General features: G+C 71.6%; 17 protein-coding genes. 9 read left to right on the top strand and 8 right to left on the bottom strand.

Features of this window, described 5'->3' with window-relative positions; genetic code table 11:
- Complete coding sequence (locus FLX07_RS19635; protein WP_142572270.1) at positions 1–336, top strand: GNAT family N-acetyltransferase; 336 nt, start codon at positions 1–3, stop codon at positions 334–336.
- Positions 333–1,325: a pirin family protein gene (locus tag FLX07_RS19630; protein WP_229689725.1), complete on the top strand. Its 993-nt coding sequence runs from the start codon at positions 333–335 to the stop codon at positions 1,323–1,325. Before FLX07_RS19635 ends, FLX07_RS19630 begins: the two co-directional genes overlap by 4 nt.
- On the opposite strand, the gene FLX07_RS19625 is transcribed toward FLX07_RS19630, so the two are convergent.
- Positions 1,318–2,781, bottom strand: coding sequence for an MFS transporter (locus tag FLX07_RS19625; RefSeq protein ID WP_229689726.1), 1,464 nt, complete (start codon positions 2,779–2,781; stop codon positions 1,318–1,320). The two genes, FLX07_RS19630 and FLX07_RS19625, sit on opposite strands and share 8 nt — an antisense overlap.
- Before the next feature lie 118 nt (positions 2,782–2,899).
- On the opposite strand from FLX07_RS19625, the gene FLX07_RS19620 reads away from it, so the two are divergent.
- A complete protein-coding gene (locus FLX07_RS19620) occupies positions 2,900–3,823 on the top strand; it encodes an SDR family oxidoreductase (protein ID WP_142572268.1) in 924 nt (307 codons plus the stop codon).
- A gap of 1 nt (position 3,824) precedes the next feature.
- On the top strand, positions 3,825–4,706 hold the full coding sequence (locus FLX07_RS19615) for a MaoC family dehydratase (RefSeq protein ID WP_142572267.1): 882 nt from the start codon (positions 3,825–3,827) through the stop codon (positions 4,704–4,706).
- A 22-nt stretch (positions 4,707–4,728) separates the two neighbouring features.
- On the opposite strand, the gene FLX07_RS19610 is transcribed toward FLX07_RS19615, so the two are convergent.
- Positions 4,729–5,382, bottom strand: coding sequence for a TetR/AcrR family transcriptional regulator (locus FLX07_RS19610; protein ID WP_142572266.1), 654 nt, complete (start codon positions 5,380–5,382; stop codon positions 4,729–4,731).
- Positions 5,383–5,609: 227 nt separating this feature from the next.
- On the opposite strand from FLX07_RS19610, the gene FLX07_RS19605 reads away from it, so the two are divergent.
- Both FLX07_RS19605 and FLX07_RS19600 read left to right on the top strand, forming a co-directional pair.
- Positions 5,610–6,779: an acyl-CoA dehydrogenase family protein gene (locus FLX07_RS19605; RefSeq protein ID WP_142572265.1), complete on the top strand. Its 1,170-nt coding sequence runs from the start codon at positions 5,610–5,612 to the stop codon at positions 6,777–6,779.
- Between the two features lie 2 nt (positions 6,780–6,781).
- Positions 6,782–8,932 carry an acetate--CoA ligase family protein gene (locus FLX07_RS19600; protein ID WP_142572264.1) on the top strand — a complete coding sequence of 717 codons (2,151 nt, stop codon included), beginning with the start codon at positions 6,782–6,784 and terminating at the stop codon, positions 8,930–8,932.
- A gap of 265 nt (positions 8,933–9,197) precedes the next feature.
- Here FLX07_RS19600 and FLX07_RS19595 read toward each other — a convergent pair whose 3' ends face one another.
- Both FLX07_RS19595 and FLX07_RS19590 read right to left on the bottom strand, forming a co-directional pair.
- Entirely contained in the window at positions 9,198–10,376 is a 1,179-nt protein-coding gene (locus tag FLX07_RS19595) for a ligand-binding sensor domain-containing protein (protein ID WP_142572263.1), read from the bottom strand.
- A gap of 222 nt (positions 10,377–10,598) precedes the next feature.
- Positions 10,599–11,330 carry an alpha/beta fold hydrolase gene (locus tag FLX07_RS19590; protein ID WP_208762285.1) on the bottom strand — a complete coding sequence of 244 codons (732 nt, stop codon included), beginning with the start codon at positions 11,328–11,330 and terminating at the stop codon, positions 10,599–10,601.
- Between the two features lie 249 nt (positions 11,331–11,579).
- Between FLX07_RS19590 and FLX07_RS19585 the strand changes: the two genes are divergently transcribed.
- Positions 11,580–12,320 (top strand): AraC family transcriptional regulator, encoded by a 741-nt coding sequence (locus FLX07_RS19585; RefSeq protein WP_167748309.1) that lies wholly within the window; start codon positions 11,580–11,582, stop codon positions 12,318–12,320.
- A 203-nt stretch (positions 12,321–12,523) separates the two neighbouring features.
- Positions 12,524–12,952: a cellulose binding domain-containing protein gene (locus FLX07_RS19580; protein WP_142572262.1), complete on the top strand. Its 429-nt coding sequence runs from the start codon at positions 12,524–12,526 to the stop codon at positions 12,950–12,952.
- A 171-nt stretch (positions 12,953–13,123) separates the two neighbouring features.
- Here FLX07_RS19580 and FLX07_RS19575 read toward each other — a convergent pair whose 3' ends face one another.
- From FLX07_RS19575 to FLX07_RS19565, 3 genes are all read right to left on the bottom strand, one after another.
- Entirely contained in the window at positions 13,124–14,251 is a 1,128-nt protein-coding gene (locus FLX07_RS19575) for a thiolase C-terminal domain-containing protein (protein ID WP_142572261.1), read from the bottom strand.
- Complete coding sequence (locus tag FLX07_RS19570; RefSeq protein ID WP_142572260.1) at positions 14,248–14,691, bottom strand: Zn-ribbon domain-containing OB-fold protein; 444 nt, start codon at positions 14,689–14,691, stop codon at positions 14,248–14,250. Before FLX07_RS19570 ends, FLX07_RS19575 begins: the two co-directional genes overlap by 4 nt.
- 76 nt (positions 14,692–14,767) lie before the next feature.
- Positions 14,768–15,280 carry a VOC family protein gene (locus tag FLX07_RS19565; RefSeq protein WP_142572259.1) on the bottom strand — a complete coding sequence of 171 codons (513 nt, stop codon included), beginning with the start codon at positions 15,278–15,280 and terminating at the stop codon, positions 14,768–14,770.
- A gap of 176 nt (positions 15,281–15,456) precedes the next feature.
- Between FLX07_RS19565 and FLX07_RS19560 the strand changes: the two genes are divergently transcribed.
- A complete protein-coding gene (locus tag FLX07_RS19560; RefSeq protein WP_142572258.1) occupies positions 15,457–16,779 on the top strand; it encodes an MFS transporter in 1,323 nt (440 codons plus the stop codon).
- 16 nt (positions 16,780–16,795) lie between these two features.
- Here the strand turns inward: FLX07_RS19560 and FLX07_RS19555 are convergent, their stop codons facing one another.
- Positions 16,796–17,431, bottom strand: a complete 636-nt coding sequence (locus FLX07_RS19555; RefSeq protein WP_142572257.1) for a TetR/AcrR family transcriptional regulator — start codon at positions 17,429–17,431, stop codon at positions 16,796–16,798.
- Positions 17,432–17,438 lie beyond the last annotated feature (7 nt).

The raw sequence follows: 17,438 nt of genomic DNA, 5'->3' as shown, positions 1-17,438 counted from the left end.
ATGCAGCAGTCAGAACCGCAGGTCGCCGACAACCAGGAGGCGCGCCGCTTCGAGATCACCGTGGACGGCGCGCTCGCCGGCTTCGCCGACTATCGGCTCGCCGGGCCGAGGATCTCCTTCACCCACACCGAGATCGACCCGGCCTTCGAGGGCCGGGGTCTCGGCTCGACGCTGGTCCGGGCGGCGCTCGACGCCGCCCGCGACGCCGGGCTGTCGGTCCTGCCGTTCTGCCCGTTCGTGCAGCGGTTCATCCAGCGGCACGCCGACTACCTCGACCTGGTGCCCGCCGACCAGCGGGCCAGGTTCTCCCTCGACGGCGGGGAGGGATCGGAGTGAGCCAGGGGGAGCCCGCCGGGACGGCCACGGTGTACGGCTGCACCGTGTTGCACGGCGGCACGGGCGCCGCCGAGGCGGGGCCGGAGAGCGTGCTCCTGCCCGGCCACGACGTGCCGCTCGGCCGGTACACGGTCGTGCGCCGGCTGCTCCCGCAACGTCCGCGCCGGATGGTCGGCGCATGGTGCTTCGTCGACCACTTCGGGCCCGACGACGTGAGCGACCGGCCGGGCATGCAGGTGCCGCCGCATCCGCACACCGGCCTGCAGACCGTCACCTGGCTCGCCGAGGGCGAGATCCTCCACCGCGACAGCCTCGGCAACGTCCAGGCCATCGTGCCCGGCCAGCTCAACCTGATGACGGCCGCCCACGGGATCGCCCATTCGGAGCAGTCGCCGGCGGAGCACCCGCCGGGCATGCACGGGCTGCAGTTGTGGGTCGCGCTGCCGGAGGAGGCACGGCACGGCGAGGCGCGCTTCGAGCACCACGACGCGCTCCCCGTGCTGCGCGACGGGGACGTCACGGTGACCGTCGTGGTGGGCGAGTCCGGGCCGCTGCGCTCGCCCGCTCTCGTGCACACCCCGCTGCTCGGGGCCGAGGTGCTGTTTTCGGGGCCTGGAGAGCACCGGCTGCCGGTGGACCCGGCCTTCGAGACGGCGGTGCTGGTCATGTCGGGCACGGCCGATGTGGCCGGGGTCGCGCTGGCGCCGGGCTCGCTGCTCTATCTCGGGCAGGGCCGTACGGAGGTTCCGATGGAGGCCGCCGGTCCGGCCCGGCTGTTCGTGCTGGGCGGCACGCCGTTCGAGGAACCCCTGGTGATGTGGTGGAACTTCGTCGGCCGTTCGCACGAGGAGATCGCGCGGGCGCGCGACGACTGGATGCGGGGCGGCCGCTTCGGCGTCGTGCCGGGAGGGCAGGAGCCGCTCCCGGCCCCCGAGATGCCCACCGTGCGGCTGAAGGCCCGCGACCGGCACGGCCACGTCCTCAGCTGACGGTCGAGCCCGTCCGCCTTCTGGTGAAGCAGGTCAGCACGGCCAGCGCGGAGACGGCGGTCATGCAGGCCAGCGCCCAGCGGTAGCCGGTCACGAGCTGCTCGACCGCCGTGGTCGAGACGTGGGACAGCGTTCCCGCGAAGACGGCGTCGTGCAGCCCGGCCGGCAACGGCACCGTGATGATCGACAGGACCAGCGCGGTGCCGACCACCACCCCGGTGTTCTGCAGCATCAGGCGCATGGCGTTGACGATCCCCAGCCGGTGCGACGGCACCCCGTCCAGGATCGCGGTGGTGTTGGAGGGCAGGAACATGCCCGAGCCGACACCGATGAGCACCAGGGCGGTGGTGAGCGCCGCCAGCGACAGGTCGGGGGAGATCAGGCACAGCAGGACGGCCAGGCCCGCCGTCGTCAGCGAGGTCGCGGCGAACGCCACCGTGCGCGGGCCGAGGCGGCGCAGCAGGAAGCCCGACGCGACCGACGCCCCCATCGCCGCGATCGAGAGCGGCAGCACCTTCACCGCCGCGCTCACCGGGTCCTCCCCGCGGACGGCCTGGTAGAACAGCGACACGAGGAGCACCACCCCGACCCGGGCGGTCGAGTTGAGGAACGACGCCAGCGTGCCGAGGGCGAACGTGAGGTCGCGGAACATCCGGATGTCCACCACGGGATGACGGGCCCGCAGCTCCCGCACGACGAACAGTGGCAGCGTCACCGCGAACACGACGAGCCCGGACACCACCATCGGATGCCCCCAGCCGAGCCTGGTCACCTCCGACAGCGCGAGCAGCAGGCCGCCGAGACAGGCGAGCACGAGCGCGTTGCCGGACAGGTCGAGCCCCTGGTCGCGGCCCTGCGGCGGTCCGGGACGGAGGGCCACCGCGCCCCAGACCAGGCACGCGATGCCGAGGGGCACGTTGTACCAGAACACCCAGCGCCAGCCCAGGTGCTCGGTGAACAGGCCGCCGAGGGCAGGGCCGGCGAGCTGGGCGATGGAGAACGACGCGGTGTAGACGCCCATCCCCTCGCCGAGCCGCGACTTGGGGAAGGCGGCGGTCACCAGGGCGGCGCTGTTGGTCAGCAGCATGGCCCCGCCCGCCGCCTGCACCACCCGCAGCGCCACGATGATCCACGCGTCCGGCGCGAGCCCGGCCAGCAGGCTGGCGACGGTGTAGGTGGCCAGGCCGCCGAGATACATCGCCCGCCGCCCGAACAGGTCGGCGAGGCGGCCGAACACGACCATGAGCACGGTCGTCGTGAGCTGGAAGGCGAGCAGGATCCAGCTCGCGGCGTCCGCACTCGCGTGCGTCTGCCGTACGACCTGGGGGAGCGCCACGTTGAGCGCGCTGCCGCCGAGCGCGGTCAGGACGCTGGCCATGCTCACGACCGACAGCGTCCGCCAGGCACGGCGCAGCCGCTCCCGCTCGCCGGGGTCCGCCGCGACGGTCTGCGGCACGGCCGTCATCGTACGGCGAGCTGGATCATGACCGGCTCCTCCCTACCGAATTCTAGATTCCATTACTAGAATCACGTTCATACGCGGTCGGGTCAAGGTCGAGTCAGAGGAGCTGCGCATGGGCGGAATCATGGAAGGCCGTGTCGTGGTCGTCACCGGTGCCGCACGGGGCATCGGGCGGGGACACGCGCTGGAGTTCGCGCGCCAGGGCGCCAGGGTCGTCGTCAACGACCTGGGCGCCGAGGTCGACGGCACCGGGTGGTCCACCGGCGCCGCGGGCGAAGTGGTCGAGGAGATCAGGGCCATGGGCGGCGAGGCCGTGGTCGACGGCGAGGACGTCTCCGACTTCGACGGCGCGCAACGGATGATCAGCAGGGCCGTGGAGACCTTCGGTGACCTGCACGTCCTGGTCAACAACGCGGGCATCCTGCGCGACCGGATGCTCGTCAACATGACCGCCGACGAGTGGGACGCGGTCATCCGGGTGCACCTGCGCGGCACCTTCGCCCCGCTGCGGCACGCCGCCGCCTACTGGAGGTCCAGGGCCAAGGCCGGGGAGCCGGTGGACGCCCGGGTGATCAACACCACGTCGTCGTCCGGCATCTACGGCAACGCGGGCCAGGGCAACTACGGCGCGGCCAAGGCGGGAATCGCGTCACTGACGATCATCGCGGCCAAGGAACTGGCGCGTTACGGCGTGACGGTCAACGCGGTCGCCCCCGCCGCGCTCACCCGGATGACCGAGAACCTCATCCCGGGCGGGAGGCGGCCCGCCGAGGGCGGTTTCGACGCGGCGGCGCCGGACAACATCGCGCCGCTGGTGGTGTGGCTGGCGAGCGCCCAGTCGCGGGGGATCACGGGCCGCGTCTTCAACGTGCGCGGCGGGCATATCAGCGTGGCCGAGGGCTGGCACGCCGGGCCGGGGGTGGACAAGGACACCCGGTGGGATCCGGCCGAGCTGGGCGAGGTGATCCCCGCCCTGGTGGACAAGGCCGCGCCGAACGCCCTCACCAGCGGGCGCATCCCGGAGGGAGAGGACTGACATGCCGCTCGACCACAGTCTGATCGGGGTGGAGAGCGCGCCGCACGAGCGGTCGTGGACGTCCGCCGACACCCTGCTGTACGCGCTGGGCGTCGGGGCGGGCACCGAGGAGCTCGCCTTCACCACGGAGAACTCGGCGGATGTCCGGCAGCGGGTGCTGCCGACCTTCGCGGTCCTGGCCGCCCAGGCACCCACAGGGCAGAGACACGGGCAGCGACAAGGGCGGCGGCTCGGCGACTTCGACCCGGCCATGCTCGTGCACGCCGAGCAGGCCTTCGAACTGCACCGCGAGCTCCCGCCCGCCGGTCGCGTGCGGACCACCTCGACGGTGACCGGCATCTACGACAAGGGCTCGGGGGCGCTGGTGACGACCGAGGCCAGGGCGGCGGACGCCGAAAGCGGCGAGTCGCTGATCACGAGCCGCAGCTCGGTGTTCATCCGGGGCGAGGGCGGCTTCGGCGGCGAGCGCGGCCCCCGCGACGAGTGGGCCGAGCCCGGAAGGCCGCCGGACCACACGGTGACCTACGAGACCCGCCCGGACCAGGCGCTGCTGTATCGCCTGTCCGGCGACCGCAACCCGCTGCACTCCGACCCCGCCTTCGCCGCCCGCGCCGGCTTCCCCCGGCCGATCCTGCACGGGCTGTGCACGTACGGGATCACCGGGCGGGCACTGCTGCACGCGGTGGCGGGGTCCGACCCGGCCCGTTTCGCGGCCATGTCGGGGCGGTTCAGCAAGCCGGTGTTCCCGGGCGAGACGCTGACCGTGTCGATCTGGGTGTCCACCAGGACGTCCGACGGCGGTGCGACGGCCCTGTTCCGTACGGCGAAGGAGGACGGCACCGTCGTGATCGACCGAGGCAGGGCCGCCTTCCGCCCCGCCTGACCCGGAGGAACGGCGCGCGGGGTCAGCCTGCGGTGTCGGTGTCGGTGTCGGTGTCGGCGTGGGTGGCCAGGGGGTCGCCGAAGCGGCGGATGAGCGCGATCGCCGCATCGACGACCTCCCCGGCCTCCTCCTCGGTCTCGCTCGTCGCGACCTCGCGTCCGGCCTCGCCGATCACGCTGGTGAGGACCGAGACGGTGAGGCGGTCGGTCGGCGTGTTCGCCGCGCCGAGCAGGACGGCGTTCTGCCGGACCCACTCCCGGCCGCGGGTGCGCCGCATCAGCTCGAACCCCGGCGGGCCGTCGCCGTCCATGAACAGCCGGGCGAGGTCGCGCCGCTGCCAGGACCCTTCGAGGAACGCCCTGGCCCCCGCGATGAACAGCTCGACGGGGTCCTTCACCCCCGCCTGCTTCGCCGCGGCGACGCTGGACGCGGCGGCCTCCTCGTGGGCGGCCTGGTGCTCCTCCCACAGCGCGAGGAACAGCTCGGTCTTGCCGCCGAAGTGGTGGTAGAGGCTGCCCACGCTGGAGCCCGCGCGCTCGACGACGTCCGCGACGTTGGCGTCGGCGAAGCCGTGCTCGGAGAAGATCTCGCGGGCGGCCTGCAGCATGCTCTTACGCGTCTGGGCGGTGCGGCTCCACTCCCACGAGCCGCTCCTGCCGCCGGGCTTGCGTGCCATCTGGGCTCCTTGTTTCCAGGGACCGCGGTTTCCAGGGGACCGCGTTTCCAGGGGACGGCGGTCTCCGGAAACAACTGTGTGTTTCCGGAGACCGCGTCTGTCCAGGGACGATGCCATCGTAGCCGGTGAAATTCTAGAAACTGATTCCAGACCTCTTGACACTCCTTCGGCGGGGAACCAGGCTTGAATCGATTCCTAGAGAGCAATTCTAGAAAAGAGTCGCGTCGATGGACTTCTCCCTGAGCCCAGAGGAACTGCAGATCCGTGACACCATCCGCGCGTTCGTGGAGCGGGAGGTCATGCCGCTCGAACCCGAGGTGCTGCGCAGCGAGCGCACCGGCGGCCCCGGGCTCGATCCCGAGGTCCTGAGGGACCTGCGGCTCAAGGCGAAGAAGATGGGCTTCTGGGGCATCAACACCCCCGAGGAGTACGGCGGAGCCGCCCTCGGCCCGGTCATGTCCGCGATCATCGCCATGGAGATGGGGCGGACGTTCGTCCCCTTCAGCTTCGGCGGGTCGGCCGACAACATCCTCTACGCCGGCACCGAGGAGCAGAAGCGGCGCTACCTGATCCCCACCATCGAGGGCGAGCGCCGTTCCTGCTTCGCCATCACCGAGCCGGGCGCGGGCTCGGACGCCCGCAGCATCCGTACGCGTGCCGTCAAGGACGGCGGGGACTGGGTCATCAACGGCGAGAAGACCTTCATCACCGGCGGCAACGAGGCCGACTTCGTGATGGTGTTCGCCGTGACCGACCCGGACAAGGGCGCGAACGGCGGGGTCACCTGCTTCCTGGCCGACCGCGACATGGGCTGGAAGTCCGAGCCGATCCCGACGATGGGGCAGTGGGGTCCGGCCTCGCTGGTGTTCGAGGACGTCAGGGTGCCGGAGGACAACATCCTCGGCGAGCTCGGCAGGGGCTTCGAGCTGGCGATGCAGTGGATCGGCCAGGGCCGCTACATGATCCCCGCGCGGGCCGTCGGCTCGGCCGAGCGCATGCTCCAGATGGCGATCGACTACGCCAACATCCGCATGTCGATGGGCAAGCCGATCGCCGAATACCAGGCGATCCAGTGGATGATCGCCGACTCGCAGGTGGAGATCGAGGCGGCCAAGTGGCTCACCCTCCACGCCGCCTGGCGGGTGCGGGAGGGCATGGACGCCCGGCACGCCTCCTCGATCGCGAAGCTGAACGGCGCGGTCATGGCCAACCAGGTCGTCGACCGCGTGCTGCAGATCCACGGGGGCATGGGCTACACCAAGGAACTGCCCATCGAGCGGTGGTATCGCGAGCTGCGCCTGTTGCGGATCTTCGAGGGCACCGACGAGATCCAGCGCCGGACGATCGCCCGCAACCTGCTCAGGGGCCACGCCCGCCTCGGCACGATCGGGGAGTGAGGATGCCGGTAGGAGAGCTGTTCAACCCCCGGTCGATCGCCCTGGTCGGGGCGACGGACAAGTCCGGCTGGTCGATCAGCACGCTGACCAACCTCCGTACGCACGGCTTCCGCGGACCGGTGCACCTGGTCAACCCGCGCGGCGGCGTGGTGCACGGCGAGCAGGCATTCCGCGGCCTGTCCGACATCCCCGGCCAGGTCGACCTCGCGTACGTGATGGTGCCGACCACGGCCGTGCTGTCCGTGCTGCGCGAGGGGGCCAAGCTCGGCATCCGTCACTACGTGATCCTCACCGCGGGTTTCGGCGAGACCGGCCCGGAGGGGGCCGCCCTGGAGGCGGAGATCGTCGGCTTCGCCCGCGAGAACGACCTCACCGTGCTCGGCCCCAACGGCAACGGCTTCATCAACGCCGCCGCGGACGTCACGCCGTACGGCCTGCCGATCCCGTCCCCTCTGCTGCGCGGGTCGGTCGGCGTGGTGCTGCAGAGCGGTGCGCTGGCCAGCTCGGTGCTCGGCTTCGCCCAGGCCCGCAACGTCGGGATCAGCCTGCTCACCTCGATGGGCAACGAATCGCTCGTCACGGTCACCGACGTGATCGACTATCTGGTGGACGACCCGGCGACCAGGGCCATCGCGCTGTTCCTGGAGTCGGTCCGCGACCCGGCCGCCTTCTCCCGGGCGGCGCGCCGGGCGCTGCTGGCGGGCAAACCGATCGTCGCGCTCAAGATCGGGCGAAGCCGGCTCGCCTCCCGCACCGCCCAGGCCCACACCGGCGCGCTCGTCGGCGACGACAACGTGATCGACGCGGCGTTCCGGCAGCTCGGGGTGGTGCGGGTGCGGTCGCTTGAGGACCTCATCATCACCGCGGGGCTGCTCGCCGAGGTGGGCCCGCTGCCGGGCCCGCGGATCGGCGTCGTCACGCCCTCGGGCGGCGCGTCGGAGATCATCGCCGACCGGGCCGAGGACGAGGGGCTGGAACTGCCGGCCTTCGCCCCGCAGACCGTCGCCCGGCTGCGGGAGATCGTGCCCGCCTTCGGGACCGTGCAGAACCCTCTCGACGTCACCGGCTACGTGCTCATCGACCGCACGCTGCTCGGCCGCGCGCTGGAGGCCGTCACCGCCGACCCCGGCGTGGACGCGGTCATGCTGCTCTCCGACCTTCCGCGCCTCGCCCCGCCCGACCCCGCGCCCGTGTACGCCACGTTCGCGGCCAGCGCCAAGCGCATGGCCGAGGCCCCGATGCCGGTCGTCGTCGTGAGCAACGTGCTGACCGACGTCACCGAGTTCGGCCGCAGCGTCCAGCGGGAGGCCGGGTTCCCGTACGTCGCGGGCGGCATCGAGCACGGCATGCACGCCATCGGGGCCGCGGTGCGGTGGTCCCGGGCCTACCGCGCCGCCGTCGAGGCGGCGAACGGAGCCGTCCCGGCGAAGGCCGCGACGATCACCCCGGCTGTCGAGGCGGCGAGCGCCCCGACGGTCGAGCCGGCGGTCGAGGCGGGGACCGGCGTGTGGGCCGAGCACCGCGCCGCCGCCCTGCTGTCGTCCGCCGGGATCCCGGTCGTGCCCGGTGAGCTGGTGCACGACGAGGAGTCGGCGGTGGCGGCGGCGGTCGGTTTCGGCTACCCGGTCGTCCTCAAGGCCGCCGCCGAAGGGCTGGGGCACAAGAGCGACATCGGCGGGGTCCGGCTGGGCCTGTCCGACGCGCGGGACGTCGAGCGGGCCTACCGCGAGGTCGTGGCCGCCGCCGCGGCGGTGCCCGGCGCGGGCCGGGTGGGCGCGCTCGTCCAGCCGCAGCGCGGCGGCGGCGTGGAGCTGCTGGCCGGCGTCGTACGGGACCCGGCGTGGGGGCTCACCCTGGCCGTCGGCCTGGGCGGGATCTGGGTGGAGGCGCTGCGCGACACGGCGCTGCGCGTCCTGCCGGTGGACGCGGCCGAGGTGCGGCGGGCGCTGGACGAGCTGCGCGGCACCGCGCTGCTGCGGGGCGCACGCGGCACCGAGCCCGCCGATCTCGACGCCGTCGCCGAGGTCGTGGCCCGAGTCGCCGCCTTCGCCGAGAGCCTCGGCGACGACCTGGAGTCGCTGGAGATCAACCCTCTGCTCGTGCGCGGCTCGCATGTGGAGGCGCTCGACGCGCTCATCACCTGGCGGGGGTGACGCCTGGTCGTCCGTCCGCGTCCGGCGCCCGCCGCCGCGCGCGGACGGGCAGGCGGGCGGACGGAGGGACGGACGGCAAGGCATCCGGCAGATTCCGGCGCGACTGAAAAGTGCGGTCGGCGGCGCCGGACAGCGGCGCTTCACCGGCCTCGACAAATAACCGGCCTGAGGCGAGCCCATCGAGTACTGACGAGCGGCGCGTTCACGAAGCAGCGCACCTTCGTCACCTGCACGCCGGCCCCGGCGCGACCGCTGTGGACGCGATTCAGGATCTCGTCCAGATCCACCCCTGGCTGTCCTCGTCGAACGAGGGGTTGCCGCCGACCGCGAACACCCGATCCTCTCCGGGGATGGTGGCAAGGTCGAACACCTCCGGGTCGTTGTGGACCCTCGGGGCTTTCTCGTACGTCCAGGATCGGCCGTCGAAGTGCAGCAGAATGCGATGGTTGTCGTAGGAGTAGTTGGAGGCGCCCAGCCATACGCCGCCGCGGCCGTCGGGCGTGACGGCGTTGAACGAGATCGCCCCGGCTGGAAGGTCGGGAGCCGGGTTCCATCGGTCGCCGTCCCAGCGCATCAGCAGCGCGGCCTGGCGTGAGCCGGGCGGCAGGATCGAACCGGCGACCCAGACCTCCCGTTCCGACACCACCGCCAGCTCCCTGAGATCGACCCTGGCGCCTGCGGGCAAGGGGGGTGCGGGCACCTCCCTCCAGCGGCGCCCGTCCCAGTGCACGACCGTGGATCCGGTGTCCCCGTCACCGGCGAGCGCCCACAGGTCCCCGGAGGCGTCGGTCCCGAAGTGACGGATGCCCGGCCAGGCGGATCGAGGGGACGACGCGTCGGACCAGCCGGAGGGGGACCAGCGGGCGAGCCGGGGCCGCCAGTGCGGATCTCGGGCGGCGCCCTCGTCCTGACCTCCGGCGACCCACACCTCCTCGGGCCCGGTGACCACGGCGTCCTCCAGAAGGACCGGGAGCTTCCAGGGTGGTCGTCCCCGGGGCGACCACTGCCGGCCGTTCCACTGCCACGCGTTCGCGTCCGTGTCGAAAATCCATACATTGCCGGGGGACGTCCCGGACACCACCTGCGGATAGCGCAGGCCCGGCGGCAGTGCCACGGACTGCCAGGTGCGGCCGTCCCAGCGCAGGATAGGGCCGCTCTGTCTGCTCTCGCCGGGGCTGCCCACCGCCCAGGCCTCGCCGCGCCCGGTCGCGGCGACACTCAGCATCACCGCGCCGTTTCCGGCCGTTCTCATCTCCGTCCAGGTTCCGCCGGACAGAGACGGAACCGCCTCGGGCCGGGTGACCGCCGCCGGTGTGCCCGCCGTGGAGGCGGGGGAGTCGCGTGCGTCGACGCCGCCGCTGGCGCCGCCCGAGCATCCGATCGCGGCGGCGCCCAGCGCACCGATCACGGCGAGCCGTCCGATCGCGCTGATTTCCGGTCGCATCGCCCAATGATCGGGGCATCGCGGCGAGATGTCCCCGGAATCCATGAAGCGGGCATCCTCGGACAGGGCCGTGGATGTCGAGACCGAACAGGCCGTGCCAGTTGTGGCGGTCGATTCCGCGGGATCAGCCGCCCGGACCGGCGTCACGGGCGCCGGGCGATCGCCCTGCCGGTGGACGCGGCCGAAGTGCGGTGGGTGCTGGACGAGCTGCGCGGCACCGCGCTACCGCGGGGCGCTCGTGGCACCGAGCCCGCCGATCTCGGCGCCGTCGCGGCGGTCGTGGCCCGCGTCGCCGAGCAGTAGCGCGGCGACCGCCTCTGGGGCCTCGTGCATCGCGTCGTGTCCCGTGGGGAGGTCGTGGACCTGCCATTCGGGATCGGCGTGGAGCCGGGTGCGGAGTTCGGCGAACGGCGTCCGGTCCTCCCATCCCGAGCAGTAGACGAACTCCCGGCGCGGGACCTGGGCGAGCGCGCCTGTGAGCCGGATCGTCTGCAGGAACGAGGCGAGGGGATGGGGACGGCGGCGGGGATCGCCGCCGTCCGGCGGCCGGACGGCGTAGCCGGTGCTCGCAGCGCCGGCGGCGAACGCCTCCCGGTAGCGCTCGGTCGTCGACGACCAGCAGGACTCTCCGTCGCGCGGCACGTAGGCGTCGAGATGCACCAGTCGTGAGACCCGGCCGCCGGCGCGATCGGCGGCGGCGGCGATCACCATCCCCCCGTAGCTGTGGCCGACGAGCGTCGCGCTCGTGATGCGGGCGCGGTCGAGGAGCCGCACCACGTCGCCGGCGTGCGTGTCGAGGTTGGCGGTCGCGACCGTCGCGTTGTCGTCGTCCGGCCGCAGACCGGTCAGGGTCAGGGCGTGCACCGCATGACCGGCGCGCTCCAGCAGCGGGACCACCGCCTCGAACGACCAGGCGCCGTGCCAGCCGCCGGGCACGAGAACGAACGTCGCCATACGTTTCTCCTTCTCTCTCACGTCGCGGCGTCGAGGTGCGCCGCGACGCCGTGTGGTCCGGCCGGGCGCTTCGCGCGACCGGGAACCACTCCGCATGGAGGAAGTGTCATGAGATCAAGCCGTGGCGGGCCACCGATAGGATGCCAAATGATGCCTGTTCGCCGCCAACCTCGCCTGACGGCCGGTGTGACGTCGCATATCTGGCCGTCCGGCGGGCGCCACCTGTGGCCGTCCGGTGAGACAAGTGCAGTGCAGTCGCACGCACGGGGACATCTGGTGTACGCGGCCAGCGGCGTCCTGGCAGTCTGCACCGAGCGCGGCACGTCGATCGTTCCCGCCAACCGGGTCGCCTGGACCCCGGCCGGGTTCACGCACTACCACCGCGCCCACGGCGACACCGACATGCGGATCGTCTTTCTCCCGCCGTCCCTCGCCCGGCTCGTACCCGAGCATCCCGTCGTGTTCCTGGCCTCCAACCTCGCCCGCGAGGTCCTGCTCGCCCTGACCGGCCCCCGCAACTACGACGACGCGCTCGTCTACAGCCGCTCCGCGCGCCTTCGTCTCCTTCGCGTCCTCGTCGACGAGCTACGCGAGGCACACGAACAGCCACTGCACCTGCCGGAGCCACGGGACGACCGGCTGCGGGCCGTCGCCCGGTTGCTGTACGAGAATCCGGCGGACAACGCCTCGCTGGCCGAGCTCGGGAAGACGATCGGAGCCAGCACCCGCACGCTCAGCCGATTGTTCCGCGACGAACTCGGCATGACCTTCTACGAGTGGCGCACCCAGCTACGCGTCCACCACGCGCTCGTGCTCCTCGCCGACGGCCACGACACCACCCGGACCGCCTACGCCTGTGGATGGGCCAACCCGAGCAGCTTCATCACGGCGTTCACCGACATCATCGGAACGACCCCGGGCCGCTACCGCACCGGTCGCGAGACCACCATTCCAGCGCGCCTGAAAAGCATGATTCGCGACGTCGAGTAGGGGCGTTCCCGCCGGCCTCCGTCACGTGACCGCCATGTGGCCGGCGGTGAAACTCCCAGCTCGGCTCGCCGAAGCGGCGAACGTACGCGCGACAGGGCCGGGAAGCCGCGAGATATGCCCGGGGAATTGTTTGACAGCGCATTTCGAGTGGATCACGATCACATCGAAATCGGTTTCACGGAACGGCGCCCTGAGGGGGATCGATGCGTTTTCTGCGGGCTTCGTTGGGGATCGGCATTGCCGCGATTCTCCTGGCCGCGTCGTTCACGGGGCCCGCCCAGGCGGCGCCCGTGGACGTGCCAGCCGGTTACGACTGCGCGGTGACCTATGCCAGCGTGGGGTGGACCACCGGGTTCACGACCAGGTTGACGATCACCAACACCGGGACCCTGGTGTTCGGCCCCTGGATCCTGCAGTTCGTCTTCCCCGGAGGGCAGACGCTCATGCAAGGGTGGAACGCGACCTTCTCCGAAACCCCGCCCAGCGTCCAGGCCGCCAATCCGATCTGGCAGCCGAGCATCGATCCCGGCACGAGTTTCTGGATCGGCTTCAACGCCAACGGGGCCGACGAACACCCCACCGGTTTCACGCTCAACGGCGTCCCCTGCGCGGTGACCTACGGGCCTTACTGATCGCAGCGCGGTCCGATGCCTGCGGCGGACGGCCGGTCTCCTTCACGGAGCCGGTGCGACGCTGTGCCGGTGTGGACGAGGGGAGACCTTCCCGCCGCCGCCGTCGCCGCCGCCGTCGACCCTCCGGCGGCCGGCCGGAGGGTGCGAGGGCCAGAGGGCGGCCGGGGCGGGTCAGGGGCGGCGGTTGGACAGGACGAGCGTGGCGGCGGAGGCGAACATGCCGCCGTTGCCGAGGACCACGCCGACCTCGACGCCGGGCACCTGGGCGGCCGCCTCGCCGCGCAACTGCCGTACGGACTCCTGGATGGCGAACATCCCGTACATGCCGGTGTGGGTGTAGGAGAGGCCGCCGCCGTTGGTGTTGAGCGGCAGCCGGCCGCCGGGGGAGGTGTGGCCCTCGGCGATGAACGGCCCGGCCTCGCCGCGCTTGACGAAGCCGAGGTCCTCCAGCCCGTAGATGGGCACGTGCGCGAAGGCGTCGTAGATCATGAGATGGTCCACGTCGTCGTGGGAGATGCCCGCCTCGGCGAAGGCGGCCTCGCCGGAGCGGCGGAAGGCGGCGGAGGTGGTGAAGTCCTCCATCTGGGAGATGATCGGCGACTCGGCGGACTCGCCGGAGCCGAGCAGATGGACCGGCGACCTGCGGGCGCGCTCTTCGGTCGTCACGATCAGCGCCCCGCCGCCGTCGGTGACGAGGCAGCACTCCAGCAGGTGGAAGGGGTAGGCGACCATCCGGGAGGCGAGCACGTCCTCGACGGTGATCAGGTCCTGGAACATGGCCCGGGGGTTGCGGTGCGCCCACCGGCGCTGCGCGACCGCGACCTCCGCGAGCTGCTCGTGCGTGAGCCCGGTCTCCTTCATGTAGCGCAGCGCCGTCAGCGTGAACATGGTGGGCGGGCCGAGCACGCCGTACGGCATCTCGAACTGGCCGATCAGCGAGTCGGGGCCGAGGGCGGGCCGGGGCGCGCCGACCCGCGACCGCCCGGACTCGCCGTGCGTGATGAGCACGGTCGTGCACAGCCCGGCCCGGATGGCCGCGGCGGCGTGCCGTACGTGGAAGAGGAAGGACGAGCCGCCCACCCCCGTGCCGTCGAGCCAGGCCGGAGCGATCCCGAGCGCGTGGGCGATCTGGATCGGGCCGGGCACGCCGACGGTGGCGACCCCGTCGATGTCGTCCTTGGTCATTCCGGCGTCGGCGAGAGCGTTGCGCGCGGCCTGGAGGTGGAGCTGCGCGGTGGACATGTGGGGCAGCTTGCCGAGCTCGTCGGTCTCGGCCGCGCCCGCGATGACGATGTTCACGCGGCGGCTCCGGTGGGGGCGTCGTCGACGGCGGAAGCGGGGGTGAAGAGGGGGACGTGCACGTCGCCGCGCTGTTCGAACACCACGCGCAGCTCCATGTCGAGGGGCAGGTTCTCCGGCGTGATCTCGACGCCGACGATGTTCGTCATCATCCGCACGCCCTCCTCCAGCTCCACGACCGCGATCGCGTACGGCCCGTCCTGCTCGAAGCCGGGAGCCGGGCGATGGCTGATCACATACGAGTAGAGGGTGGCCCTGCCGCCGGCCGTCACCCATGTGACGTCGTCGGAGCCGCAGTGCGGGCAGGCGGGCCGTGGATAGAAGAAGTGCCGCGAGCAGGCGTCGCAGCGCTGGATCCGCAGCCGCCCCTCCGCCGTGCCGTCCCAGAACGGCTGGGTCTCCGGCGTCGGCTTCGGGACGGGTTTGTGCGATGCGGTCATCGTTCTCCTCGGAGGCGGAGGAAGTCTTAGAGTCGGATTCTAGAACTCCGGTCTAGAGTTGGCGAGGGTCTTGTCGTCAGGGGCTCGGGACGCCGTTGCCGCGCCGGCCGCGACCGGCCAGCAGGTCGTCGAGGGACGGCACCGGCTCGGTGGCGCGCGGCCCCGGCTGGGCGAGCTGGACCAGAACGCCGTGCGCCTCCTTCGGGTGGAGGAAGACCTCGCGCCAGCGGGGTTCGGCGAGGTTGAGGCCGAACAGCCGGTAGCCGCGCCCGCGCAGCGCATCCACGGCCGCCTCGATGTCGGTGACGTGGAAGTTGAGGTGGTGGACCCCGCCTCTGCCGCGGGTGAGGTCGAAGAAGCTGTCGAAGAACGAGGATCCGGCCAGCGGCTCCATCAGCTCGATCTTGCTGCCGTTGGCGTACCTGAGCTGGAGCGTCCGGTAGCCGTTCACCACGTTGTCGCCCCCGCCGAGGTAGGCGCCTCCCAGCAGGCCTCGATAGAGCGGCAGCAGGTCCCTGATGCGCGGCGCGGCGACGGCGGTGTGGTCGAAGGCCGCGTCCAGTCCGGCCAGTTCCTCGGCGATGTCCACCCGTCCTCCTTCGATCGAAATCCTAGAATCTCATTCTAGTCAGTCGATCCCCAGGAAACACGTGCTCACAACCCTTGACTCCAGCCGTGAGGAGGCGGAGCATTCGTGGAAATGAATTCTAGAGCTTGCTTCTAGAACTCATCTCAGGGACGGGGGCTGACGAGAAAGGCGTGTCAATGGGCCTGTCCTACGTACGCGAGCTCGACGAGTACCCAACGGGTGCCCGCCGCATGAAGATCCTCACGATGGCCGTGCTGGCCGTCCTCATCGGTTCCTACGAGGCGCAGATCGCCCCCGTGGTCCCGCTGCTCCTCAAGGACCTCGACATGTCCCTCGCGACGTACGGCGCGGTGTCCGGGGCGGCGGCGGTCGCGGGGGCGCTCGCGTCGGCGCTCGGCGGCAGGCTAACCGATCGGATCGGCAGGGTGCGCCTGCTGGTCCCGCTGATGCTGCTGACCGCCGTGTGCTGCTTCGGCATGACGCTCGTGCACAGTCCACGGGACCTGCTGATCGCCAGGATCGCGCTGGCCTTCGTCGACGGGGTGGCGATGGCGAGCACGGCGCCGCTGGTCCGCGACTTCTCACCGCGCCTCGGCCGGGCTCAGGCGTTCGGCTTCTGGACCTGGGGCCCGGTGGGAGCCAACTTCCTCGCCGCCGCCGTCGCGGGCTGGACGTTGCCGATCTTCGACGACTCCTGGCGGTCGCAGTTCGTCATCATGGGCTGCTTCTCGCTGGTCATCTCGATCGTCATCGCCTTCAACATCGCCGACCTGTCGCCCGAGCTGCGCGCGCAGATCCAGCACACCGAGCGCAAGGCCGCCGACGTCGTCGACCTGACCAGGCCGGCCAGGGTCTCCTCGCTGTTCGTACGGCCCAACATCTGGGCCCACGTGGTCGGCATCTCGCTGTGGCTGGTGCTCTACATCACGCTCACGCTCTTCGGGCAGACCATGCTGGTCGGCGCCCTGGGCATCACGACCGCAGAGGCGTCCACGATCATGGCGTGCTTCTGGAGCCTCAACCTGATCACGCTGATCGTCGCCGGCCGCGTCTCCGACCGCACCCAGCTGCGCAAGCCGATCACGCTCGTCGGCACCGTCGCGGCCGTGGTGGTCACCGCCTACCTGGCGTACATCCTCGGCGGCGAAGGCGTCTCCAGCGGCATGCTCATGATCGTCGGCGCGCTGCTCGGCGGCTCGCTCGGCGTGGCGTACGCCCCCTGGATGGCCAACTACTCCGAGGACGCCGAGGACGTCGACCCCCGGCTGCAGGGCACGGCATGGGGCCTGTTCGGCTTCCTCACCAAGGCGATCGCCGTGGTCGGCCTGCTGGTCATCCCGCACGTGGTCGAGGCCACGAGCTGGCAGACCTGGCTGGTGGTCTCCCTGGTGTGCCTGGCGCTGTTCGCCCCCGCCGTCTTCCTGTTCCACGGCCCCTGGCGGCGCGAGCACGCTGTGACCGCCGAGGACCAGGAGGCCAGGGTCGCGGTGGCCGAATGAGGCCTGCCCGGACGAATCAGACCGGCGGGTAGCCGCCGAGGCCGTTGCCGAGCAGGCCGAAGACCCGTTCGACGTCCGCGCGGTGGGCGCGCCCGATCTCCTCGTCGGACCCGCCCTCCCGCACCCGCTGCCGCAGCCGCCGGTAGAGCGCCCGCTGCGCGCCGACCAGCGTCGAGGCGACGATGCGGGGCAGCGGGTCGCCGGGCTCCGCGCCCGCCTCGGCCGCCAGCGCGTCGGCGAGCACCCGGATGATCCGCTCGTTGACCTCGTGCATCTTCCGCTCAAGTGACGGGTTGCCGCTCACGAGGTCGAAGAAGCTGCGCGGATGGACGAGGTCGCGCCGCATGCCCGGGATGAACCTGGTCTGCGCCAGGCACAGCGCGCGGAAGGAGTCGAGGATGGAGAACCCGGCCGGGCGGTCGGTGACCGCCGCCAGCGACATGGCCTCCCGGTCCTCGGCCCGGTAGAAGACCAGGTCCTCCTTGGTCGGGAAGTGGTTGAACACCGTCTTCTTCGACACCTGCGCGGCCGCCGCGATCTCGTCCACGGTGACCTCGTCGAACCCCCGGGCCCGGAAGAGCGCGTTCGCGGTGTCGGCGATGAGCTGCCGGGTCCGGTTCTTCTTCAGCTCCCGCAGCCCGCCCGCACTCATGGGCACA

The sequence above is a fragment of the Microbispora bryophytorum genome (assembly GCF_006874465.1).
Classification (GTDB): Bacteria; Actinomycetota; Actinomycetes; order Streptosporangiales; family Streptosporangiaceae; genus Microbispora; species Microbispora bryophytorum.
The sequence above is the reverse complement of the archived record's forward strand: the minus strand, read 5'-3'. Positions and strand labels throughout refer to the sequence as shown.